The organism is Corynebacterium sp. HMSC074A09, from assembly GCF_001811545.1.
Lineage (GTDB): Bacteria > Actinomycetota > Actinomycetes > Mycobacteriales > Mycobacteriaceae > Corynebacterium > Corynebacterium hiratae.
On sequence record NZ_KV805175.1, the window covers coordinates 33138 to 56279 of the forward strand.

Below are 23142 nucleotides of genomic sequence, written 5' to 3' on the forward strand. Positions count from 1 at the left end.
GAGCTGTATTTTTAAAGGTGCGGCCAGCACTGGCGCACACGCTCGAACCACCAGTCGCGCCGCGCCGCCGGTGCCGCCAGTGCGCTGAGGCGATCCGGGGCGGGGGCGAGGGCTTCGGCGCGCAAGAAACCGTCGACAAGCTCGCGTGGCTCCGTCACGTCCTCCAGGAACAGCGACCCCGTGGCCAGCCCCGCGGCGGCCGGGGTGACGTCGATGTCCTCGTCGTCATAGATCTGCGGCAGTGCCGCCACCGCGGCCAAGCCCATCGAGATGCCCACCGAGGTGTCCAGGGCGGAGGCCACCGTGATGTCCATGTGGCGCTCGCGCAGGTGGGAGGCCACCTCGAGCACCTTACGCACACCACCCAGCGGCGCGGGCTTGACCACGGCGACGTCCGCCGCCTGCAATTCCGCCACACGGTAGGGGTCGCTGACCTTGCGGATGGACTCATCTGCCGCCACACGCACGAAAATCCCGGCGCGCATGAGCTGGGTGCGCACCTCCTTGAGCTCCTCCACGGTCTGGCACGGCTGCTCCATGTAATCCAGCGGCATCATTTCCTTTGCCGCTGTAACAGCTTCTTCGACGCTCCATCCACAGTTGGCGTCGACACGCAGAACCGGCACGCGGCCCTGAGCTTCGATATGGGCGCGGACGGCAGCCACGCGGGTGATGTCATCCTCCAAGCTCTGCCCTTTCTCCGCCACCTTGATCTTGAAGGTGCGGCAACCGGGGTAGCGCGCCATGACCTCGGGCACCTGCTCGGCGGGGACCGCGGGGATAGTGCCGTTGACTTCTACCCACTCGCGCACGGGTGTCGGAAAGCCCTCGTAAGCCGCCTCCAGTCCGGCGGCGAGCCAGCGGGCGGATTCCTCCGCCCCGTACTCCAGGAAGGGGGCGAACTCGCCCCAACCCGCGGGGCCGTCGATAAGCAGCGCCTCCCGGGTAGTAATGCCGCGGAATTTCACGGCGAGTGGAAGGGATACCACGTGGGCGCGGTCGAGGACGTCATCAATATGCATGAGGTTCATCGTACGTGTGGGGGGCTCAGCGCGACACCTGTCATAGCCGGTGTTAGGTTATAACGGTAAGTGGATATAACCAGAAGAAGGATCCTCAGATGCTTTACCTTCTCATCGCACTGCTGGCCATCGCCGCAGTTGTCTATCTCATCTATAAGAAAGTCCACGCCGCGGCCTCCATCTTCGCCGTTGGCGTAGTCCTGCTCATGCTCGCCGCTCTCACCGGGCGCGCGGATTTCCGCACCACCGAAATCGAAGCCACGGGCAATGCCTTCTATGACCAGCTGCTCGTCGTGGACGCGCTATTCAAAGCACGCTTCTCCGGCATCGGCATGGCGATCATGGTGCTCTTCGGCTTCGTGTCCTATATGCGGCACATCGGTGCGGACGCCAAGACGGTCGTGGTGCTCTCCGCACCGCTCAAGCGCTTCAAAGGCTCCTACTGGCTGGTTCCGGTGGGCTTCATCCTGGGCACGCTGCTCTCGCTGGTGATCCCCTCGGCCGCAGCGCTATCCCTATTGCTCGTGGCCACTCTCCTGCCAGCGCTCATCGCCGCGGGCCTGACGCCCCTGACCGTGGGCGCCATCGTGGTAACCTCCTCCACCATCGTCCCCACACCGCTTGAGGCCGGCCTCATTCAGGGCGCCGATCTCACCAACATGACGCCAACCGAGTTCGTCTACGGCGCCGTTGCCTACGCCACGGTGCCCACGCTCCTCATCACGGCCTTCGTACACATGTGGTGGCAACGCCACTGCGACAAGGCGGATGCCCGCAAGGCGGAAAGCTCCGGCGAGATCAGCGCCGATTCGATGCACGATGACGCTACCGAGGAAGCCATCGCCCGCGCAGCCTCCCTGCCGGGTTACTACGCCGTGCTCCCGCTCATGCCGTTGCTGCTCATCATTATCTCCGCCATTCTTAACCGTTTGGGTGTCATCCCCTTTGAGGGCGGCATCCTCCCGGTGACCGTGGTCTCCCTGTTCATCGCGATGATCATCGAGTCCATCCGCAAGCGCACCGTCACCGGTGCTGTGGATTCCATCTCCAGCTTCTTCAAGGGCATGGGCGAAGGTGCTGCGGGCGTCGTGGCCCTGCTGGTGGCTGCTGCTGTCCTGGTGGAGGGTATTACGCAGATGGGTGTCATCGACATGCTCATCGACGCCGCCGAGGGCTCCTCCGGCGCCGCCGTCCTCATCGTCCTCGTCTTCGTCGCTGCCACCGCCGCGATGGCCGCACTCACCGGTTCCGGTACCGCGCCCTACTTCGCCTTCTCTGAGGTGGTGCCCAATCTGGCTTCGCAGACCTCCATCCACGCCCCGCAGATGCTCACCGCCATCTGGGGTACCTCCAACCTGATGCGCCAGGTCTCCCCGGTCAACGCCGCGGTGCTCATTGTCTCCGGCGCTATCAAGGTCAACCCCATCCAACTGGTCAAGCGCACCTCTGTACCCATGATCGTGGCGACGGTGCTCAACACGCTGTTTGCGTTCATGTTTATTGGGTAGCGGTTTCCGCGCGGGCTCAACGTTAATCACGGAGCCTGCGGTACGTTTTGGTAAATAAGGTCCCCCAAATCCGAAAAACTGCGGGCATATTTACGAAAACGTACCAACCAACCGTGCGCAACGTACACAACGATCAAATAAGGCCCCAGATCATCGAAGTTTTGGGGCCCTATTTGTTAGAACCGTCACGGCTCTAAGGCGGAGCCTACTGACTGCCGTACAATTGCTTAGACAATGAATCCCATCAAGGGTGAAGGAGCAACCATGCTACTTGCTGAAGCCTTGGCCGAGCGCGCCCAGGCGCAGGAGCGCCTCAACTCGCTGAGTGACCGCCTCGCGGCGACGGTCCGCATACAGGAAGGCGACGAACCGGATGAGAACCCCACGGATCTCCTCCGCGAACTCGAGGGCGTGACCAAGCGCATCGACGAGCTCGTCATCGCCATCAACGCCACGAACACGGCCACCGCGTTCGACGATGAGATCACGCTCATGGAAGCGCTGGCGCTGCGTGATGGTCTGCTGCGCAAGCGCCGCATCTACCAGGGATTGGCCGAGCGCGCGGGTGCGCGCCAGGACCGCTACTCCCGCTCGGAGATCAAGTTCGTGGCCACCGTGCCCGTGCCGAAGCTGCGCGAGCGCGCCGACGATCTGGCCCGCCAGTACCGCGAACTGGATACCCGCATCCAGCAGCTAAACTGGAATACGGAACTGATAACTAAATAAGGTCTGCCGCTAGTTGTGCCGCATTCTTGCGGCGCTTTCGCTTTGTGTCGCATTTTTGCGGCACGTCATGTCGCGCGCCACGCGCGCGACGGTAGCCCACACTTTTCGCAGCGAGCGCACCCCTTCTGGGCAGGGAAAAGTCCAGTGCTTCTCAGGCGCCTTCGTAGCGCAAGAAGGCAGGGAGGTTCGATTCCGTCCCACTGTATGGTGTACCGCGCTGGTACGGAGTACACGTGCACATTGACGGGGATAATCCCGCAGTATTGTTTATTGTTTATCACCGCCGCGCTGGGCGGAGAGTGTGGGTGAGGGTTGGGAATGGGGACTATACTTCCGGCGCACCGCTTTCCAATTAAGCTGGTGTGCCATGAGCGAGCAGAAGAACTACAGCACCGATAATCCTTTCAAGCCGGAGCTCTGGCAGCCCGTCAAGGGCTTTGAGGATCTCACGGACATCACTTACCACCGGCTCATCAGTGACGGTCCAAAGCCCCAGCGCAAGGACGGCATCGTCCGCATCGCCTTCGACCGCCCCGAGGTGCGCAATGCGTTTCGCCCACACACGGTGGATGAGCTTTACCGCGCGCTGGACCACGCGCGCCGCACGCCGGATGTAGGAACAGTACTTCTCACCGGCAACGGGCCTTCCCAGAAGGACGGCGGCTGGGCGTTTTGCTCCGGCGGTGACCAGCGCATCCGCGGCCGCTCCGGCTACCGCTATGCCACGGAGCACGCGCATGATGACGCAACTGCCGACGAATCCACCGTGGACACTGCCCGCGAGAAAGTCGAGGGCGGCCGCCTGCACATCCTGGAGGTCCAGCGCCTCATCCGCACCATGCCCAAAGTGGTCATCGCCGTGGTTAACGGCTGGGCCGCCGGCGGCGGGCACTCCCTGCACGTGGTGTGCGATATGACCATTGCCTCCCGCCAGGAGGCCCGCTTCAAGCAGACCGACGCCGACGTCGGTTCCTTCGACGCCGGCTATGGCTCGGCTTACCTGGCCAAGATGGTGGGCCAAAAGTACGCCCGCGAGATCTTCTTCTTAGGCCGCACCTACGATGCACAGCGCATGTACGAGATGGGTGCGGTCAACGAGGTGGTTGACCACGCCGATCTGGAGGACGCCGCCATCAAGATGGGGCGCGAAATCAACATGAAGTCCCCCACCGCCCAGCGCATGCTCAAGTTCGCCTTCAACCTCACCGATGATGGCCTCATGGGCCAGCAGGTCTTCGCTGGAGAAGCCACCCGCTTGGCCTACATGACCGACGAAGCCGTCGAGGGCAAGGAATCCTTCTTGGAAAAACGCGAGCCCAACTGGGATGACTTCCCGTACTACTACTAATCGTCATTCCTCGAGGAGGATCCACAGTGCTGTATTTCGCCATTACCCTCGCTGCCATCGCGCTCATTGCCGTCATTGCGTCGCGAGTGTGGATGTTGCGCCGCATCCAGCAGGCTCAGAGGGACGGCGAGCGCCCCTTCGATCAGGAGGATGAGCTCATCAACCCCTATGAGCACCGCGGGCGGTAACCTAGCTAACCGTGACTATCCTCTCTCCCCTGCCCGTCAATCCACATGACCCCGCCGCCATCCTGCCCGATTTGGAGGCGGCCATCGCCGGGCAGGCAACGTTCCTGCCCGTCCCGGCAGAGGACCGCACACGCGCGCAGCTGCTGCGCAACCACATGCACGCAGGAGAACCCATCGACTCCTCGATAGCGCTGGTCGTGGCCACCTCCGGGTCCACGGGCACGCCGAAAGGCGCGCAGCTCACCGCCGCCAACCTGGTCTCCAGCGCCGATGCCACGCACCGCGCTCTCGGCGGCACCGGCCAATGGCTGCTCGCCATGCCCGCCTCCCACATCGCCGGCATCCAGGTATTGGTGCGCTCGCTCGTCGCGGGTGTAGAGCCGCTCTGCCTTGACCTGTCGGAAGGTTTTTCCATCCCCAATTTCGCCCGCGCCGCGCACGAGCTGGCCGCCACCGGGGATCGCTCATACACGGGACTGACCCCCATGCAGCTGGCCAAGGCCATGGATTCTCTCGAGGGAATCGAGGCACTGCGCACCTTTGATGCCATCCTCGTCGGGGGCGCTGCCACCCACCCGCAACTATTGGATTCGGCGAAGAAGCTGCGCATCAATATCGTCACCACCTACGGTTCCTCAGAAACTTCCGGTGGATGCGTCTACGACGGCCGTCCCCTCGATAGCGCTCTTGTTCGCATCGGCGAGGAAAACCGCATCTACCTCGGCGGGCCCATGATTGCGCAGGGCTACCGAAACGTGGACTCAGACGCCTTTATGGTGGATGAATCCGGCACCTCGTGGTTTGCTACCTCCGACGCCGGCGCGCTTCACGACGGCCACCTCACCGTCACCGGGCGCCTCGACAACATCCTGAACACCGGCGGGCTCAAGCTCCACCCGGAGCAGCTCGAGCAGCACATCCTGCGCGTGCCGGGAGTGGAGAGCGTGTGCGTGGTTGGCATCCCCCACCCACGCTTGGGGCAGATGATCGTTGCCGCCTATACCGGATGGGCGGATGTCGGCGATATCCTCGTGGCTCTCGATGACGTTGGCCTTCCCCGGTGGCACATCCCCAAGGATTTCAAGCGCCTGCCTGAACTCCCCACCACCGGCCCCGGCAAGGTTGACCGCCTCGCCGTCGCCCGCACGTGGGGCAGCTAAGCCTCCGCTTCGCCAAAGCTGCGTACGGCAATGCCGCGCGCAGCGGATTCCCCGAGGGGGAAGTGCGCACCGCCGTCGACGGCAACCTCGAGCACACCCGCAACCGAGGGGGCAACGACGGACAATTCCACTCCCGGCCGCACTCCATTTTTATCCAGGTAGCGCAGAAATTCGCCATCCGCGTCAGTGACCTGCTCCACGGTGACGGGGGTCTGCGCGGGGACGTCGATAAGCGTAATGCGCGAGACCGGCTCGGCAGTGCCATCCGGGGCAGGTATGGGATCACCATGCGGATCGCGGGCGGGGTTGCCCAGGAAAGAATCGAGGCGTTCAACGAGCCTGTCGGACGTCGCGTGCTCTAGCATTTCCGCCTCATCGTGCACCTCATCCCAGGTATAGCCCAGAGTGCGCACGAGGAAGGTTTCCAGGAGTCGATGCCGGCGCACCATTGCCACAGCCAGCCGCCGGCCTTCCTCAACAAGCCGAACACCAAAGTAGCGTTCGTGTTCCACCAGCCCCTTCGCGGCCAGGCGCTTGACCGCCTCCGACGTGGTGGGCAGCTTCTGCCCCGCCGCTTTAGCTAGGTCCCCCAGCGGCATCGCGGTATTAGCGCCCTCTTTCTCCTCATAGGTCCAGAGGATCTTGAGGTAATCCTGGGTGCGTTCGGGCAGCTCGCTGATGTGCATACCCCCATCGTAGTTCAGCCTATTGCTTCCAACGGTTTCAGCACTTATGCTCTTTCAAGTTCAATCCATTGAACATCGACATTCACTTTTAATAAGAGAGGTTTCCCGTGAAGAAACTTATTGCGCTTCCCCTCGCTTCCCTCGTGGTCGCAAGCACGCTGAGCGCCTGCACCAGCAGCGACTCCACCGAAGCCCAGAACGATAACCTGACGATCTTCGCCACGACCGGTTACTTGGCTGATGCGGCCGCCAATATCGCCCCGGACGCCGACATCACCACCATGGTCGGCCCCGGCGGCGATCCACACACCTACCAGCCCACCACGCGCGATATTGAAAAGATGCAGGATGCCGACCTCGTCCTCTGGAATGGCCTTCACCTCGAGGCGCAAATGGTGGACCAGCTCTCCTCCCTCGGTGAAAAGCAGCTAGCTGTCGGCGAACAGCTCGATACTGCTGACCTTCTGCCGTGGCCCGAGCAAGGTGACAAGGGCGAAAAGCTCTACGACCCGCACATCTGGAATAGCCCCGAGCTGTGGAGCCAGGTCGTCGATCATATCGGCACCAAACTCGGCGAAATCGACTCTGACAATGCCGAAGACTATGCCGCGGCCGCCGATGCTTATGAAGACAAGATTGCAGCCGCGCACGACAAGGCCGCTAAGGAACTCGAAAGCGCCTCCCCGCGCGTTCTTATCACCGGCCATGACGCCTTCAACTACTTCGGCAAGACCTTCGACTTTGAAGTCCAAGCCACCGACTTCGTGACCACCGAAGCCACCAAGTCCGCCACTGAGATCTCCGAGCTCGCGGATACGATCGCGGAGAAGAAGGTCCCCGTTATCTTCCAAGATAACCAGGCGAACCCACAGGCCATCACTTCTCTCAAGGAAGCCGTAGAAACCCGCAACTGGACCGTCACCATCTCGGATGAAGAGCTCTTTGCCGATACCCTCGGCCCGGAAGCCCCAACCGATACCTACCTCGGAGCCTTCGAACATAACGCTAGCGCCGTGGCGAAAGCACTAAGCTAATGCTCAGCGTAGGAAACCTCACCGCCGGCTATCCCCGCACGCCGGTGCTTCACGACGCCTCCTTCACCCTCACCCCCGCGACTATCACCGGGCTGGTGGGTGCGAACGGGTCGGGAAAGTCTACTCTGGTCCGCACGCTGGTAGGGCTCCTTCCGCCTCTAGCCTGCGGGTCGATGACCTTCGATGGCGTCGATCTGGCACATTTTCGGCAGCGGCTCGGATATATGCCACAACATGCGGATATCGACTGGAATTACCCTGCCACCGCCTTCGACATCGCCCTGATGGGCCGCACCGCCGGGCTGCGCTGGTGGCAGTGGCCCAGCCGCGCTGACAAAGACGCCGCCCACGCAGCACTTGCGCGCACCGGAATGCAGGCACACGCGCAGCTGCCGATTTCCGCCCTGTCTGGTGGTCAGCGCCAGCGCGTGTTGTTGGCGCGCACGCTCGTTAGCGAGCCGGAATTCATCATCCTCGACGAGCCCTTCGCTGGTGTCGATGCCGCGAGTCAGCGCGCCATCATGGATGTACTCAAGGAACTGCGCGAGAACGGCGTGACCATCCTGCTGGTGCATCACAACCTGGCGGAGGTCGCCGACTTTTGCGATGAGGTCCTCATGGTCGGCCACGGCCGGCTCATTGCTGCTGGCCCCACCGAGCAGGTACTTACCGAGTCCGCCATTGCCGACATGTTTTCCCTGCCATCATGAACCCACTCGAGCTTCTTCAGAACTACACCTATACCCAGGCACTCCTGGGCACCGTGCTCATCGGTGGCTGCGCTGGCGCGCTAGGCCCACTGGTATATGTTCGCCGCACCAGCCTGCTGGCCGATGCCATCTCGCATTCTTCCCTGCCTGGACTGCTCACCGCCTTCCTCGTGGCCACCGCCATTGGCTGGGACGGGCGAAATGTCTGGCTTCTTTCTTGCGGCGCCCTGCTCACCGGAACCCTCGCGGTGGGGTGCATTCACCTCATCCCGCGGTTAACTCCCCTGGGGCAAACCACTGCGATGGCGGCCACGCTAACCACATTTTTCTCGGTGGGCATGCTGCTCATGCAGTATATTTCCCGCCGACCATTGCCTGGCAAGGCCGGAATCCAGGATTATTTGCTGGGAAATGCCTCCACGCTCACTCGCGCGGATGTACGGTCCACACTCATCATCGGTGGCTGCGTGCTGCTTTTTCTTTTCCTCATTCACACCCGGCAGGCCGCAGTCACTTTTGATTCAAGTTTTGCCCAGGTAGCCGGCATCCGCACCTCGTTCCTCAACGCGGCTAGTTTCTTCGCCCTCACCGCCATCACGGTGCTCGGCGTCAAAGTCGTCGGCGTAGTGCTCATGGTCGCCGTGGTCATCAGCCCTGCCGCCGCTGCCCGCCCCTGGACCACGCGCTTGCTACCTTTCATCGCGCTCTCCGGGTTCTTCGGCGCGGCCACCGCTGCTCTCGGCTGCTATGTCTCCATTGCGCACGGCCCGCTGCCCACCGGTCCGGTCATCGTCCTGGCTCAGGCGGCGCTCGTCACTATCAGCCTCACCAGTAGAAAGCTAGCCTCATGACCCTCGCCGCGACCGCTTGTCTCCTTGCCGTTCTGACGGCCTTGGCCTGTGCTATCCCCGGCACCTTTGTTGTCCTCAAAGGCCAGGCCATGCTTATCGACGGCATCGGCCATGCCGTCCTTCCCGGAATTGCCGTCGGCTACCTCTTTACCGCAGATCTAGATTCACCCATCTTGCTCGTTACCGCGGCCGCTGGCGCCTTGGTGGTGGCGTTGGGAACTGACGCACTACAGCGCAGCCCGCTGGTGACTGCTGATTCCGCCCTCGGATTGGTCTTTCCCGCCCTGTTTGCCGCCGGAGTCATCCTGATTTCTACGCACATGAGCCACGTGCACCTTGATGTCCACGCCGTTCTCGTCGGTGATCTCAACCTCGCGGCCTTCTCCAATCCCAACTATTGCTACATCATGGCCGCAGTGCTGGGTATCAATGCTCTCTTCCTCGCCCTTACACTGCCGCGTTTATCCGCCACGACTTTTGACGCCGATTTTTGTGCCGCACGCGGGGTGCCCACGCGCGTTCTTCACATCATATTTATGACCGTGGTTGCCTGCACCGCCACCGCCGCCTTTCACGCTGCCGGTGCCATGCTGGTCATCGCTCTCATGGTATTCCCGACGATGACCGCGCGGCTGCTTACTCAGCGCGTGCCCACGCTGGTGTTGACCGCCTGTGGCGTTGCCGCTATCAGCGCGGTCGTGGGATTTTGGGTTGCCTATGTCCTTGACGCGGCTACCTCTGCCGCAATGACAGTCACCAATGCCGTTATTTTCGTTGCAGTGCTCATCATCTACCGCTTTCGCCAACGCACCAGCTCATTGCCGCAGCACACCACACCAGTGGCACAATAGTGAGCATGTCTGCCTATTCCGCCACTCCTGCCGATTGGCTCCAGGGTGCTCGCCCGCACACCTGGGCCAATGCTTTTGCTCCTGTTATCGCTGGTACCGGTGCCGCCGCCGCGGCCCACGGTCTGCACTGGGGACGCGCATTGCTGGCACTCATCGTGGCCTGGGCTCTTATCATCGGCGTGAACTACGCCAACGACTACTCCGATGGCATCCGCGGCACCGATGATGACCGCACCGGCCCCCAGCGGCTTACCGGCGGCGGGCTGGCCAAACCGCAACACGTCAAGTTCGCCGCCTTCGCCTCCTTCGGCGTGGCGGCTATCGCGGGCATCTCACTCTCCCTAGCTGCCAACGCCGCCTCGTTCATCCTCGTCGGCGCCGTGTGTATCGCCGGTGCCTGGTTCTACACCGGTGGCAAGAACCCCTACGGCTACCGCGGGTTCGGGGAAATCGCCGTTTTCGTGTTCTTCGGACTCGTCGCGGTCCTAGGTACCGAGTACACACAGGCCGGCCGCATCACGTGGACAGGCCTTGCCTTAGCCGTGGGTATCGGCGGTATGAGTGCGGCGGTAAACCTGGCCAATAACATCCGGGACATCCCCTCCGATAAGGCCACCGGCAAGATCACTTTGGCGGTGCGCCTGGGTGATAAAAAGTCCCGCACGCTATTCATGACCCTCTTGCTGCTGCCGGTACTACTCACCATCGGCCTAGCCTTCGATTCCTGGGCCGCGCTCGCTTCGCTGCTCTACTTCCCTCTCGCGCTGGGTGCTATCCGCACCGTCAACCGCGGCGCACGCGGCCCGAAACTCATCCCAGTACTTGGCATGGCCGGCCGCGCGATGCTGGTGTGGGCGGTTATCAACGCTGTAGCGCTGGCTCTGGTTTAACCACCGATTTAGCGGCCAGCCAGCTCCTCTTGGACCCACTTCTTGTGGGCCTTGCGCTGCGCGGAGTACTCCGCCAGCGTCTGAGTGGCTTCCATGCGCCACGTGGAGAAGATCAGCATGGACAGCGGCAGCGCCACAAACAACGCCAACAGGGCGGAGACCAGCAGCGGAAAGGTCCCGAGAACCGCCATGGCCAGCAGCTGAATCACCGCGGTGAGCACAATGAACAGCACCACGCGGGCAGCCCCGTACTTCCACAAAGCGACGCGGGAGCGGCGCTTGAGCGCCGGGTCCGGCTGGGGCGGTTCGGAGTTCTGGGAGGCGTTGGTGGTGTTTTCTGTCTGACTCATAATTCTCACTTTTGCTTTGCGGGCATTCCGTAGAATACAACGCATGGGTCGATTGATACTACTACTCTTGTTTGTCCTCGCGGCGGTCCTCGTATGGAAGGCCTTTGGTCCGTCGAGTTGGAATAAGAAGGTGCAGCAGACACAGCAGCCGCAGCGCCCCGCAATCAAGGGCCCAGACGATGACGAAGAGTTCCTGTGGAACCTAGAGAAGCAGCGCTTCAAAGAGCGCCGCGCCAGGGAGCGGGAGGCAGAGCGCCAAGAAGAAGAGCGCCGCCGTCGCTCACAGGGTTCACAAGGTTCCCAGAAACCCAAGGCCCCCGAGGACAAAGACAATAAAGCCGACGAAGCCTAAGCCTTCGGCTCGAAGGTCATCTCAAGGCCGAGGGCCTCAGCCACCGCAATCACCTTTTCCCAGCGCACGCCAGAGCCGCCGTGCTCGATGGTGTGCAGCGTGGAGCGCGAAATCCCGGCCTTCTCAGCCAGCTCCTGCTGCAAGATACCGAGTTCTCGGCGGCGCTGCGCAAAGCCCTCACCGAGAGCGATGAGCTGCGGGTTATCGCCCGCCGGCTTGCCCTGTTTGTGCCGCGGCTTAGGGGTATCCGCCATTTAGTTCAGCCCCGCATAGGAGTGCAGGCCGGAGACAACCATGTTGATGAAGAACAGGTTGAAGATCATGAGCAGCATCGCCGCGATGTTGATATACGGCGCGGCCTTGCGGAAGGCCGGCGTCGCGCGGGCGTGCAGGTAGGCGGCGTAGAGGATCCAGGTGGCGAAGGATACGGTCTCCTTCGGGTCCCAGCCCCAGTAGCGTCCCCATGTGGACTCGGCCCAAATAGCGCCCAGTACAATACCCAGGCCCAGAGTCGGCAGCGTCACCACGCCCAAGCGGTAGGCCAAGCGGTCCAACTTCTTAGCAGAAGGAAGCGGGCGGGCAAGCGCACCAAAGAAACCGGACTCACTGCCCTTCGGCTGGAACTCACGCAGCACGCTGAGCAAAGAAGCGATACCGGAGACCACGCCGATGGACGCACCCAACGAGACCACAGTGACGTGGATGGGCAGCCAGTGAGACTGGAGTGCCGGAACCACCGGAGCGGATTCCGCATAGAGCTTGGTGGAGCCGTAGAACATCAGCGCCAGAATCGGCGTGAGCAGCCACGGCCACAGAGTGCGCCATTCCTTGCGCTGCATGGCGATGGTCGCCACCACCATGGCGCCGGCGGTCACCATGAGCACGTACTCGTAGAGGTTGCCAAACGGGAAACGCCCCGTGGCCAGGCCGCGCAGCACAATGGCCGCCAAGTGTAAGGCGATACCCAACCACAGGAGCATCTGCGTCATGCCGCCGAGCTTGTCGGCGTTCTCCCGCTTCTTCGACAGATCCGCGTCTAGGTCAGCATCGGGGCCAGTGCTGGCTGTCGGGGGGACGTCGCCAAGCGCGGCACTGTCTGCCGAGGCCCCCACGCTAGCGAGTTCGCGCTGCTGCGCCACAGCAGTCGTGCGGGAGCGCATCGCCTCGATGATGCTGTGCATCCGGCCGTAGTAGACCAGGGACAACACCAAGGCGAGAGCATAAACGACGAACGCGGTTTGCACCGCGATGTCGGAAAAGTTGGACAGATTTTGATCAACCTGCATGAGTGGGAAACCTTGCCTTCACAATCGTGCCTACACCGTGCTTCACGCACGAGGCTGCATGAGCGGAGAGATTTATGGTGCTCATCAGAGTACCCCCCTTCAGCGGGAGTATCCAACTTTTGACGGATAGCTTTCTCACCTTTAGTCGGCGGAGTAGAGTTCGTCCTCCTCCACCTCATCGGGATCCGGCAGTTCCAGGAGCTCGCGGTGCAGCTTGTGGAATTCCTCAGACCAGCCCGCGCGGTCGGTGCGGGCAAGACCGCCCATCTCAATATCGGTGCCACCATTGGCCCCCGGCCGGATGCGCACCCACACGCGGCGGCGCTTGATCACCAGCGAGCCAACCAGGGATACCAGCATGACCAGCGCGGACACGAGAACCCAGCTCTGGAAGGGGTCATAGGAAACCTGGTAGTTCGCAAACTCGGAGGCACCGTCGAAGGTGATCTTCGTGCCGTCGTCCAGCGTGACCGATTCACCCTGGTTCAGGTTGACGCGGTCGATCTTCTGCAGCTGGCCCGTGTGGACCAGGTTGGAATCGAGGGAGAAGAGGGACTGCGGGGTACCCGTGTCCAGGCCGGCATCGCCGCGGTAGATATCGATAGCCACGGCCGGATCCAGCATCGCCGGGTAGGAAGACTGCAACAGCTTGCCGCTCTCGCCGGACCACTCGGCGGTCGGGGCAAACAGGCCCTGGATGGCGATCTGGTTCTGGCGGCGCTCAAACAGGTCCGGGTACATGCCCGCCGGCGGGTCGAAGCGCATCACTCCCGACGAGAGGAAGAACGTGGTGTCAGTGGGCTGAAATTGGATGGTCTGCGTGCGCTTCTCACCGTTAGGCCACTCCACCGTCATGGTCGGCGCAAAACCGTGGCCCTGCAGGTAAACGCGGTTTTTGTCAATGCGCAGCGGGTGATTGACCTGCAGCTGGTAGTCCTCCCAGGTCTCCGGGTCCGTGAAGATGTCGTCGCCGGCGGCATAGGACACGTTCGAGGTGAACATCTCCGCCTGGCCATTGGGCAGGTAGTCCGCGGTGAAGTCGTGGGCCAAGAAGCAGAAGGGGTGCAGGCCGGTGCCGTCGAATAGCGGGCCGGCGCGGAAGGAGTCATAGACGGAGGTGGAGGTGTTGCAGAACTCCGTGGATTGCGCCTGCTCTTGGGTCTGCCCCTGGGAGTTCTTCTCCGTGACCACGATGACCTGTCCCTCGTAGTGCACCAGGCGCCCGGCTGCCATGGTGAGCAAGATTGCCACCAACGCGATGTGGAAGATGAGGTTGCACAGCTCGCGGGCATAGCCGCGCTCCGCGGAGAAGGATTGCGCACCCGCGCGGTCCTTCTCGGGCGAGACCTCGGAGACCCGCCACTTCTTCAGCATGGTTGTGGTGGCCGCTGCGATCTCCTCCGGGGACTTTTCCGAATGCCCGGTGGCGTTGAGCGGCATCTTTTCCAGATACTTCGGCGCGCGCGTCGGCGGTGTGCGGTAGGCCTTGTAGTGATCCCAGGAGCGCGGGATGATGCAGCCCACCAGAGAAATCATGAGCAGGACGTAGATGGCCTGGAACCAGACGGAGGAGAAGACGTCGAAAAGCTGCAGCTTGTCGTAGATCTCCGCCACCTTGCCGTTGGTCTCAATGAAGTCGTTGACGTTAGATTCATTGAGCGAGCGCTGCGGCAGGAGCGATCCGGGAATGGCGGCGATGGCCAGCAAGAAGAGCAGCGCCAGCGCGGTGCGCATGCTGGTCAGCCAGTGCCAGGCCTTGCGGATATATCTCACGAAAAATCTCCTTTACAGCAGCGTCGCGCCATAGGACACGGTCCACTGGCGGATGGCGTTGATGAAATCTCCCCACAGCCCGGTCAGCAGCGCCAGGCCGACGAGGATCATGGCGATGCCCCCGAGAATCTGGATGGTCCGGGAGTGCTCCCGCATCCAGGTCACGGTGCGCATGGCCTTAGCGGAGCCCAGTGCCACGAGCAAGAAGGGCAGGCCCAGGCCCAGGCAGTAGCCAATAATGAGGATGGTGCCGCGCAGCGCGGTGGTTCCCTCGGTGCCGGCGGAGACAGACAGGATGGCAGCCAGCGTGGGGCCCAAGCACGGGGTCCAGCCCAGGGCGAAAACCCCGCCGAGCAGCGGCGCGCCCAGCCACGTGGTCCAGCGCCGCGGCGCCATGCGCGTGTCCTTCTGTAGTACCGGCACCACGCCCATGAACACCACACCCATGAGGATGGTGATGACACCGCCGGCGCGCATGAGGGTATCCGCGTTGAGCGTCAGCGCCGAAATGGCGCCGAAGACTGACACGGTGGCTAGGACGAAAACGACGGTAAAGCCCAGCACGAAGAGTGCTGCGGCACCGACGACGGCCCAACGCCGGCGCTTGCCGACGCCCACCCCCAACTCCTCGTCATAGCTCACCTCACCGCCGACCACGGAGGCGAGGTAAGAGATATAGCCAGGAACCAGTGGAACCACACAGGGTGAGGCGAAGGAGACCAATCCGGCCACGGCCGCGGCGAGCACTCCGATCAGGAGCGGGCCGGACACGGCGGCATCGGCGAAGCTTTGCCCCATACCGTCAGCGGCAAGGATCACTGTTCTTTCTCCAGTTCGTCGACGACCTCGAGGACATCCTTTTCCGTGATCTCGGTCAGGAAGACCGCGGCGGGGCGGTGCTGCTTATCCAGAACAATGGTGGTGGGCACCACGGAGGTGGGCACGCCGCCGAGGGCCGCAGCCGTCTTGAAGGGCGGGTCGTAGATGGAGGGGTACTCTAGGCCGTTATCGGCCATAAAGTCCCGGGAGATCTCCGGGTTGAAGTCCTTGACGTTAATACCCAGTACGGTGCCGACCTTGCGCTTTTGCAGCTCCGCGTGGATGGCCTGGAGGTCATCCGATTCGGAGCGGCACGGCGCGCACCACTGACCCCAGGAGTTGAGGACGACGATCTGGTCTTTGAAATCCGAAAGCTTGATCGTCGTGGACTCATCCCGCAGGTCCTCACCGGAGAAATCCTTGAGCGGCTTGCGGTCTTCCTCCGCATAGCGGATGGTGGTCTGCCCGCCGGGCGAGATGAACTCGAAGGTGCCGCCGGAAGCCACGGCGTTCTGCGCGTTTTCCTCGCTTTGCGCACAGCCTGCCAAGGCAAACACAGCAAGGACACCGGCCGCGGCGGCGCGGATAGTTCTGCGTCCCATTAGATGTCCTGCGCCGGTTCGGAGTAGAAGATATCGATGATCTCGCGGTCGCGGTAGACCAGCGAGGTCACCGAGGCCAAGTCGCATTCGCGGTCCCACGGCGCGTGGGCCAGGCGCTTGCCCAGCACGGTGCGCTGCACCATGACGATGGGCAGCTGGTGGGACACCACGATGGCCTCGTGTCCCTCAGCCTTAGCGCGGGCGCGCTCAGCGGCATCCATCATGCGCGCGGCGATCTCCTCGAAAGGCTCGCCCCACGAGGGCTTGAGTGGGTTGACCATGAGCGGCCAGCGCTGCGGGTTCCACAGCTGCGAGTTCCAGCCCTTGGTGCGCAGGCCTTCGAACCGGTTGCCGGACTCGATGACGCCCTTATCGACGTCCACCTCCAAGCCCGTCACCTTCGCAATCGGCATCGCGGTTTCCTGCGCACGCTGCAGCGGCGAGGCCGCCAGGTAGGTCACGTCATGGCCTTCGAAGGCTTTCGCCGTGCGTGCGGCCATGGAATGCCCACGGGAGGACAAGTGATAGCCCGGGATGCGCCCATAGAGGATCTTATCCGGGTTATAAACCTCTCCGTGGCGGACGAAGTGGACGATGGTGGTGGACATATGCCTGTGTCTATCCCCTCAACATGGTTGGTTTAGTGCGGGCGCTGCGCGCTGGCAGCGGCCTGGGCGGCAGGCTTGAGAGCTGCCTCGATTACCTCAAAATCTTTGTCCGTGAGCGCGTCAGACACAAACCAGGTCTCGAAGGCTGACGGCGGGACGTACACGCCGCCCTCCAGCAGTGCGTGGAAGAAGGGGGCGAAACGCCAGGTATCGGCGGCCTGCATATCGGCAAAGTTGCGACCCTGGCCCTCGGCGAAGCGGATGGAGAACATCGTCTCTGCGCGCTGGATGTGGTGTGCCACGCCGGCGGCATCAAGCGCCGCCGTTATCAGGCCGGTCAGGCGGTCCGCGTTGGCCTGCAGGCGCGGGTACAGCTCTTCGTTTGCGAGCTCCAGTGATGCTAGACCGGAGGCCATCGCTACCGGGTTACCGGACAGCGTGCCCGCCTGGTAGACGGGGCCCGACGGTGCCAGCGAAGCCATCACGTCGGCGCGACCACCGAAGGCAGCGGCCGGCAGGCCACCGGAGACCACCTTGCCGAAGGTCACCAGGTCACCCGCTACCCCATCGACGCCGAACCAGCCCTTGTAGGAGGTACGGAAGCCGGTCATGACTTCATCGAGGATGAGAAGGGCGCCGTCGGCATGCGCGATCTCCTTGAGCGCGGCATTGAAGCCCTCCTCCGGGGCCACGGTGCCCATGTTGCCGGCGGCAGCTTCCGCGATGATGCAGGCGATCTCTCCCGGGTGCGCGGCAAAGGCCTCGCGGACAGCATCTAGATCGTTGTACGGGACGACGATGGTATCTGCGGCCGAAGCGCCGGTCACGCCCGGGGAATCCGGGAGCGCGAAGGTGGCCACGCCGGAGCCAGCCGATGCCAACAGCGCGTCCACGTGGCCGTGGTAGCAGCCTTCAAACTTCAGGACCTTGGCACGACCGGTGAAACCGCGGGCCAGACGCACGGCGGACATGGTGGCCTCGGTACCGGAGTTGACCAGGCGCACCTGCTCCACAGCGGTGCGCTTGACGATGTGCTCCGCCAACAGCGTCTCGCCCTCGGTCGGGGTACCGAAGGAGAGGCCGTCGGCAGCCGCCTTCTGCACTGCCTCCACGATGGCCGGGTGGGCATTGCCGTGGATCATCGGGCCATAGGAGCTGACCAGGTCGACGTACTCGTTGCCGTCGATATCCCACAGGCGGGAGCCCTCACCGCGAGCGATAACGCGGGCTTGGCCGCCCACGGATCCGAAGGCGCGGACCGGGGAATTCACACCGCCCGGGGTGACCTTGGTGGCGCGCTCGAACCACTCGGCGGACTGGGACGTATTCTGCTGGTTTAGCTGGCTGGAGTTAGGCATAGCCCACATTGTATCGGTTTTAGCCCTATACAAAAGTTGGAGTCCCCTCGTGTCTTGCAGCCTCCTCTCCACCACCTCGCGAGCACCCTGAGCGCGCTCGCGCTGCGCACCCGCCATGGGAACGCTATGCTGGCAGCACACTGTTGATTCTGCCTTTCTTTAATTAAGCGCTGGGGTGCGCTGTGGGAGGCACTACTTAAGGGGGATTCCCATGGCATCGCGCCGTATTCTTGTCATTTTTGCTTGCCTTCCGCTTTCTGCCTGCGCTGCCACGCAGGCAGAACCTGCTCCGCGAGCCGAGCCCAACCCCACCACCTCGGCCCAGCTGCCTTCCTGGAAGCCTGATGCGGTACCCCAGCCGGTCAACCGCTTGGGTGACACCACCTCCATCGCGCCAGCTCCGGCTGAACCGGAACCTACGGCCGAAGCACCAGCTCCCGCACCCGTAGTAGCCGAAACACCCACGCCACGCGTCGAAGTAGAAACCGTCACCGTCCGCGCGCCAGCGCCCGCACCAGCACCGGCGCCACGCCCGGCCCCACCGCAGCGGCCCAAACCCAAGCTAGAACTGCCCGAGCCTCCGCAGATTCCCCTCCCGCCGGAAGTCCAGGAGGGTCTCGATCAGCTACCCAAACTGCCGCCTTTGCCGAAGGCGGAGGAGATCTACATCGATGTGCCCTTCTAAAAGTCAGATGCCACATACGTTTCGATCAAATAGTGGCAGAAAATCACCCATTTTCGGGACCTTAATTGATCGAAACGTCACCAGACCTCATAGCCTCGCACCATCTAAGGGTAGACCCTGATCTACCTCCTATATTCCCCCCACTGCGCATGACAAGACACATGCCCGAGAGTTAATCTGAACCCGATTTCAATGACGGCGTTAACCTGACAGTAAGGGATTCATGAATAAGAAAGCTCTCGGCATCACTGCTGGCGCTATCGCTGCGGTTCTCCTCGCAGGCGGCGGTGGAATGTACGCACTAACCAGTGGGTCTTCCGATATTCAGCTCACCGCAACCGATGTCACGAAAACCACCAAAGAAGACCTGATCAGTTCCGTCTCCGCCTCCGGAACGGTTTCTGCCGAGCGCGAACTCTCACTGACCACCTCGCTGACCGGCCCCATCCAGTCCTTGGACGCGAAGGTGGGCGACCGCGTCGAAGCCCAACAGTTGCTCGGCCGCATGGACACCACCGAAACCGAGCGCGAGCTCGAGGCCCAGCGCACCTCCCAGGAGGCCAGCAAGCTCGAGGCCGTCCACCAAATCGAGGATGCCCAGCTCCAGCTGCGTCAGCTTCAGGATTCCCTCGACCAAGGCCTCAACCCCGAGGTCAATAGCGCCCAGTCCGCCGTGAACTCGGCGCAGACCGAGTACGCCGAGGCACAGCGCAAGCTCGACGATGCCCTCGCCGCCAAGGGCGACCGCCCCGAAATTGCCGAAGCCCGCGCCGCCGTCGAACAAGCACGCTCCGGGGTGCGCGATGCTGAGTCCAAGTCTTTCCAGTCCGCACTGGCCTCCCTCGGCACCGCCACCGAGGATCCTTCCGGAATCAACACCGCCAGCGCTTTCTTGAGATACCTCGATTCCGATGAGGCCGTGCAGGACTCCGAGCGCCAGCTCAAGCAGTCCGAGGAATCCTATGGTCGCGTCCTCCGCGGCATCGACCGCGAGCTAGGCGAACAACAGCGCGCCACCGCCGCCTCCTACCAAGCGGTTGCCGATGCCGAACGCGCGCTGCAAGCCAGCAACCTCGCCATCGAACAGCAGATTTCCTCCCAGTCCCAGGCGGTGAACCACGCGGTGGAATCGGCGGCGTCGGCAAGCGCGAACAACGCCAAGGAAAATGGGCCACTGGAGTACCGGCTCTCCCAGGCCGACCTGCGCTCCCCGCTGGCGGGAGTCATTACCGCCGTCAATGGCGAAGCCGGCATGCCCGCCGAAGGCCCCATCCTCACCGTGGCGGATGACTCCTCCCTGTTGGTGAAATCCACGGTCAAGGAGGGCGATATCGCCCGCATCAAGGTCGGCGATGAAGTTTCGTTCACCTCGCCGTCGAGCCCCGGCAAGGAATACAAAGGCAAGGTCACCTTCATCTCCCCCACCGCTGAGCAGCCCGATGTCGAGGCTGGCGCAGGCGGCGGCTCCGGCAAACCAACTGGCTCCTCCAAGCCCGAATTCCCAGTGCACATCCGTGTCGATGGCAACCGCGAGGGGCTGCGCCTCGGTTCCACCACGAAAGTGAAGATCATTACGAAGAAGGATAAGAACGTCATCACCGTGCCGCTCTCCGCCATCTATGAAGAAAGCGGCAAGAAGAACGTCCTCGTCGTCGACAACGGCACGATCCAGGCGCGCGAGGTCAAGGTCGCCAGCGAATCTGATTTCTCCGCCGCCATCTCCTCCGGTCTCAAGGAGGGCGAGACCGTCATCAGCCAGGCGGATACGCACAAGGACATGGTCGGCATGTCCGCCTCCGTCGATGGCTCCAATGCTGCGGAAGAGAACGCATGAGCCGCCTCATTGAGATGCGGGGAATCGTCAAACGCTTCAACGAGGGCCTCGACAGCGAGCTGACCGTCATCCCGGGCCTCGACTTCAGCGTGGAGGAGGGCGAGTTCGTGGCCGTCGTTGGCCAGTCCGGATCCGGCAAATCCACGCTGATGAACATCATCGGCTTGCTCGACCGTCCCACCTCCGGCGAATACCAGCTGGCAGGCGTGGATGCGCTGGCGCTTGGCGACGACAAACTAGCCTCCTTCCGCGGCCAAAAAATTGGTTTCATCTTCCAGAACTTCAACCTGATCGGCCGCATGTCCGCGCTGAAGAACGTGGAGATGCCCATGGTCTATGCGGGCGTTTCGGCCCACGAGCGCACCCAGCGCGCGGAAGAGCTTCTGGAGATGGTCGGTATGAGCGACCGCATGAACCACCTGCCCAATGAGCTCTCCGGTGGTCAGAAGCAGCGCGTGGCGGTGGCCCGCGCCTTGGCCAACCAGCCGGAGATTCTCCTAGCGGACGAGCCCACCGGCGCGCTGGATTCGCAGACCGGCCGCATGGTCATGGACCTCTTCCACGAACTGCACCGCACGCATGGAAAGACCATCTTGTTTATTACCCACAACCCGGAATTGGCTGATGAGTGCAGCCGCACCGTCACGATGAAGGACGGTGTGCTGTCATGAATTTCGCTGAATCCACCAAGATGGCGCTGACCAGCCTGCGCACCAACAAGATGCGCTCGGCGCTAACGCTCTTGGGCGTCATCATCGGCATCGCCGCGGTCATCGCCATCGTCACGCTGGGCAGCTCCTTGCAGTCCTCCGTGCAGAAGGACTTGGACAAGGTCGGCGCGAACAACTTCACCGTCCAGGTCAAGGAGCGCCCTGAGGAGGGCGAAGAGGAAGAAGCCGATGATCCCTTCATGGGCGGCGGCTTTGTCGAGGACGAGTCCTCCATGCTCACCCCGGACATGCTAGACCGCGCCAAGGAGGTCATGGGGGATCAGATCGCCGGCATCAATATCGGCGAGTACAACTCTTATTCCGGCGCGTTCGTCGCCGAAGGCGCCGAACAAGAGGAGACCGCCAACCTCCTCGTCCGCCCCACCAACCCGGACTATGTCTCAGGCTCGTCCTATTCCATCGTGGCCGGGCGCTTCCTCAGCGAGGATGATATCGACTCCAGCCGGGCAGTAACGATGCTGGATAAGGAAACAGCCACCAAGCTTTTCGGCGCTCCTGAAGACGCCATTGGCCAATACGTGAGCTTTGAAAGCCAGGAGGCCACTCCGATTGAGCTCGCCGTCATCGGTGTCTTTGAAGAGCCCCAAACCGGACCTCTGGTGGGCGGTGGCCCCAGCCAAACCGCCTTCGTTCCTTACCCGCTGGAGGCCGAGTTCTCCGATTCCCCCGGTGCCGGCACCGCGTTCAGCGAGGTCACCGTTCGCGGCAACCCGGACTTGGACAAGGCCGCGGTGGCCAGCAACTTGCAGCGCGTCTTCGATAGCTACTACAAAGACAACCCTGACTACATGGTGAAGGTGTCTGACTTCAGCGATGACCTCGCGTCCTTGAACCAGATCTTCACCACGATGAGCTTGGTTCTCGCGGCCATCGGCGGCATCTCGCTGCTCGTCGGCGGCATCGGCGTGATGAACATTATGCTTATCACCGTTACCGAGCGCACCCGCGAGATTGGCATCCGTAAGGCGCTTGGCGCACGCCGCCGTGATATCCGCATCCAGTTCATCACGGAGGCCATCGTGGTCTGCCTCATCGGCGGTCTCATCGGCATCGCCATCGGCACCGCCGCCGGCATGGCGGGCGCGGCCGCCATCGGCTCACTCGTGGCACCGCCGCTGTGGGCGGTCATCCTCTCGCTGCTCTTCTCGCTGGCTATTGGCCTTTTCTTTGGTTACTACCCCGCGGGCAAGGCCGCGAAGCTGGATCCGATTGAGGCGCTGCGCTACGAATGATCCCACTCACCCTCCCGACTTATCAGGTATTCTGAAGCCCAAAAGTTCGGGGGGGACTTCGTATTCGATACGCGGTGCGTGTTTGAGATCTTCGCGCATCAAGCCCCCCTCCTGCCGGTACTCTCAGCTATCAAGGGGCACTCATGAAACTATTGCAGCGAGAACTAGGTCCTTCTGAAGCAGCGACCATTCTTAGCGTATTACCCTTGTCGCGCCGAAATACCTACCTAAACTGGGCTCCAAAGACCAAAACCTAGAGCGACAAATAGCGGCATTGAAAAAGAAAAAGTCTTTCGCTGCTTCACCGACACTGCTAGTGACTCCTCCACGCACCGCCCCGGCCTCGACGGGACACTCAACTACCTGCGCCCTGGTGACCAACTCACCATCACAAGCATGGACAGACTGGCACGCTCCCTTATCGACCTCCACCGCCTAGTCGATGACCTCACCGCACGTGAGGTGTCCGTGAAGTTTCTCAAAGAGGGTCAAACCGGCCCTTCCGGTTTGACGACCGCGTCAAAGTCAATCGGGACGA

At 62.5% G+C, this 23142-nt stretch carries 26 protein-coding genes; 16 read left to right on the forward strand and 10 right to left on the reverse strand.

The features are described 5' to 3' along the window. Positions 1-11 precede the first annotated feature (11 nt). Positions 12-1031 (reverse strand): o-succinylbenzoate synthase, encoded by a 1020-nt coding sequence (locus HMPREF2807_RS12625; protein ID WP_175974027.1) that lies wholly within the window; start codon positions 1029-1031, stop codon positions 12-14. Positions 1032-1120: 89 nt separating this feature from the next. Between HMPREF2807_RS12625 and dcuC the strand changes: the two genes are divergently transcribed. The 5 genes from dcuC to menE all read left to right on the forward strand — a co-directional run bounded on the left by dcuC (position 1121) and on the right by menE (position 5952). Next, on the forward strand, positions 1121-2530 hold the full coding sequence (gene dcuC, locus HMPREF2807_RS12630) for a C4-dicarboxylate transporter DcuC (RefSeq protein WP_070513401.1): 1410 nt from the start codon (positions 1121-1123) through the stop codon (positions 2528-2530). A gap of 264 nt (positions 2531-2794) precedes the next feature. Beyond that, complete coding sequence (locus tag HMPREF2807_RS12635; RefSeq protein WP_049154842.1) at positions 2795-3256, forward strand: DIP1984 family protein; 462 nt, start codon at positions 2795-2797, stop codon at positions 3254-3256. A 367-nt stretch (positions 3257-3623) separates the two neighbouring features. Next, the gene (locus HMPREF2807_RS12640) at positions 3624-4604 is read left to right on the forward strand and encodes a 1,4-dihydroxy-2-naphthoyl-CoA synthase (RefSeq protein WP_010189742.1); all 981 of its coding nucleotides are present in this window, start codon (positions 3624-3626) and stop codon (positions 4602-4604) included. Between the two features lie 26 nt (positions 4605-4630). Beyond that, a complete protein-coding gene (locus tag HMPREF2807_RS14065) occupies positions 4631-4792 on the forward strand; it encodes a hypothetical protein (protein WP_158397450.1) in 162 nt (53 codons plus the stop codon). Positions 4793-4803: 11 nt separating this feature from the next. Continuing rightward, positions 4804-5952 (forward strand): o-succinylbenzoate--CoA ligase, encoded by a 1149-nt coding sequence (menE, locus tag HMPREF2807_RS12645; RefSeq protein WP_070513404.1) that lies wholly within the window; start codon positions 4804-4806, stop codon positions 5950-5952. Here menE and HMPREF2807_RS12650 read toward each other — a convergent pair. Further along, positions 5949-6638: a metal-dependent transcriptional regulator gene (locus HMPREF2807_RS12650; RefSeq protein ID WP_042529195.1), complete on the reverse strand. Its 690-nt coding sequence runs from the start codon at positions 6636-6638 to the stop codon at positions 5949-5951. The genes menE and HMPREF2807_RS12650 overlap by 4 nt on opposite strands. A 107-nt stretch (positions 6639-6745) precedes the next feature. On the opposite strand from HMPREF2807_RS12650, the gene HMPREF2807_RS12655 reads away from it, so the two are divergent. From HMPREF2807_RS12655 to HMPREF2807_RS12675, 5 genes are read left to right on the forward strand one after another with little or no spacing between them, the layout of a single operon-like run. Next, positions 6746-7672 carry a metal ABC transporter substrate-binding protein gene (locus tag HMPREF2807_RS12655; protein WP_010189749.1) on the forward strand — a complete coding sequence of 309 codons (927 nt, stop codon included), beginning with the start codon at positions 6746-6748 and terminating at the stop codon, positions 7670-7672. Continuing rightward, a complete protein-coding gene (locus tag HMPREF2807_RS12660; protein ID WP_046647782.1) occupies positions 7672-8382 on the forward strand; it encodes a metal ABC transporter ATP-binding protein in 711 nt (236 codons plus the stop codon). The genes HMPREF2807_RS12655 and HMPREF2807_RS12660 overlap by 1 nt, the downstream gene beginning before the upstream one ends. Then, the gene (locus HMPREF2807_RS12665) at positions 8379-9233 is read left to right on the forward strand and encodes a metal ABC transporter permease (RefSeq protein WP_010189752.1); all 855 of its coding nucleotides are present in this window, start codon (positions 8379-8381) and stop codon (positions 9231-9233) included. Before HMPREF2807_RS12660 ends, HMPREF2807_RS12665 begins: the two co-directional genes overlap by 4 nt. Beyond that, positions 9230-10084 (forward strand): metal ABC transporter permease, encoded by an 855-nt coding sequence (locus HMPREF2807_RS12670; RefSeq protein WP_010189755.1) that lies wholly within the window; start codon positions 9230-9232, stop codon positions 10082-10084. The genes HMPREF2807_RS12665 and HMPREF2807_RS12670 overlap by 4 nt, the downstream gene beginning before the upstream one ends. 5 nt (positions 10085-10089) lie before the next feature. After that, positions 10090-10974, forward strand: a complete 885-nt coding sequence (locus tag HMPREF2807_RS12675) for a 1,4-dihydroxy-2-naphthoate polyprenyltransferase (protein ID WP_046647783.1) — start codon at positions 10090-10092, stop codon at positions 10972-10974. An 8-nt stretch (positions 10975-10982) separates the two neighbouring features. Here HMPREF2807_RS12675 and HMPREF2807_RS12680 read toward each other — a convergent pair whose 3' ends face one another. After that, the gene (locus tag HMPREF2807_RS12680; protein ID WP_046647785.1) at positions 10983-11324 is read right to left on the reverse strand and encodes a DUF4229 domain-containing protein; all 342 of its coding nucleotides are present in this window, start codon (positions 11322-11324) and stop codon (positions 10983-10985) included. Positions 11325-11367: 43 nt separating this feature from the next. On the opposite strand from HMPREF2807_RS12680, the gene HMPREF2807_RS12685 reads away from it, so the two are divergent. Next, complete coding sequence (locus HMPREF2807_RS12685) at positions 11368-11676, forward strand: hypothetical protein (protein WP_049154847.1); 309 nt, start codon at positions 11368-11370, stop codon at positions 11674-11676. Here HMPREF2807_RS12685 and HMPREF2807_RS12690 read toward each other — a convergent pair. The 7 genes from HMPREF2807_RS12690 to hemL form a co-directional block, all read right to left on the reverse strand. After that, positions 11673-11930 carry a helix-turn-helix domain-containing protein gene (locus HMPREF2807_RS12690; protein WP_046647787.1) on the reverse strand — a complete coding sequence of 86 codons (258 nt, stop codon included), beginning with the start codon at positions 11928-11930 and terminating at the stop codon, positions 11673-11675. The two genes, HMPREF2807_RS12685 and HMPREF2807_RS12690, sit on opposite strands and share 4 nt — an antisense overlap. Beyond that, positions 11931-12962, reverse strand: coding sequence for a c-type cytochrome biogenesis protein CcsB (ccsB, locus tag HMPREF2807_RS12695; RefSeq protein WP_049154848.1), 1032 nt, complete (start codon positions 12960-12962; stop codon positions 11931-11933). Between the two features lie 141 nt (positions 12963-13103). Next, positions 13104-14735 carry a cytochrome c biogenesis protein ResB gene (locus tag HMPREF2807_RS12700; protein ID WP_070513407.1) on the reverse strand — a complete coding sequence of 544 codons (1632 nt, stop codon included), beginning with the start codon at positions 14733-14735 and terminating at the stop codon, positions 13104-13106. A gap of 12 nt (positions 14736-14747) precedes the next feature. Then, the gene (locus tag HMPREF2807_RS12705) at positions 14748-15533 is read right to left on the reverse strand and encodes a cytochrome c biogenesis CcdA family protein (RefSeq protein WP_046647905.1); all 786 of its coding nucleotides are present in this window, start codon (positions 15531-15533) and stop codon (positions 14748-14750) included. Between the two features lie 17 nt (positions 15534-15550). Beyond that, the gene (locus HMPREF2807_RS12710; RefSeq protein WP_046647790.1) at positions 15551-16156 is read right to left on the reverse strand and encodes a TlpA disulfide reductase family protein; all 606 of its coding nucleotides are present in this window, start codon (positions 16154-16156) and stop codon (positions 15551-15553) included. After that, a complete protein-coding gene (locus HMPREF2807_RS12715; RefSeq protein WP_049154850.1) occupies positions 16156-16764 on the reverse strand; it encodes a histidine phosphatase family protein in 609 nt (202 codons plus the stop codon). The genes HMPREF2807_RS12710 and HMPREF2807_RS12715 overlap by 1 nt, the downstream gene beginning before the upstream one ends. Positions 16765-16796: 32 nt before the next feature. After that, positions 16797-18131, reverse strand: coding sequence for a glutamate-1-semialdehyde 2,1-aminomutase (hemL, locus tag HMPREF2807_RS12720; RefSeq protein WP_070513410.1), 1335 nt, complete (start codon positions 18129-18131; stop codon positions 16797-16799). 202 nt (positions 18132-18333) lie between these two features. Here hemL and HMPREF2807_RS12725 point away from each other — a divergent pair, with 202 nt between their 5' ends. From HMPREF2807_RS12725 to HMPREF2807_RS13625, 5 genes are all read left to right on the forward strand, one after another. After that, entirely contained in the window at positions 18334-18807 is a 474-nt protein-coding gene (locus HMPREF2807_RS12725; RefSeq protein WP_010189769.1) for a hypothetical protein, read from the forward strand. A 223-nt stretch (positions 18808-19030) separates the two neighbouring features. Continuing rightward, on the forward strand, positions 19031-20641 hold the full coding sequence (locus tag HMPREF2807_RS12730) for a permuted SH3 domain-containing protein (RefSeq protein WP_070513413.1): 1611 nt from the start codon (positions 19031-19033) through the stop codon (positions 20639-20641). Further along, positions 20638-21312 carry an ABC transporter ATP-binding protein gene (locus tag HMPREF2807_RS12735; protein WP_070513416.1) on the forward strand — a complete coding sequence of 225 codons (675 nt, stop codon included), beginning with the start codon at positions 20638-20640 and terminating at the stop codon, positions 21310-21312. The genes HMPREF2807_RS12730 and HMPREF2807_RS12735 overlap by 4 nt, the downstream gene beginning before the upstream one ends. Beyond that, on the forward strand, positions 21309-22604 hold the full coding sequence (locus tag HMPREF2807_RS12740) for an ABC transporter permease (protein ID WP_070513419.1): 1296 nt from the start codon (positions 21309-21311) through the stop codon (positions 22602-22604). Before HMPREF2807_RS12735 ends, HMPREF2807_RS12740 begins: the two co-directional genes overlap by 4 nt. Before the next feature lie 273 nt (positions 22605-22877). Beyond that, positions 22878-23142, forward strand: a 265-nt coding sequence (locus HMPREF2807_RS13625; protein ID WP_232751689.1) for a recombinase family protein, incomplete at its 3' end; no start/stop codon positions are given.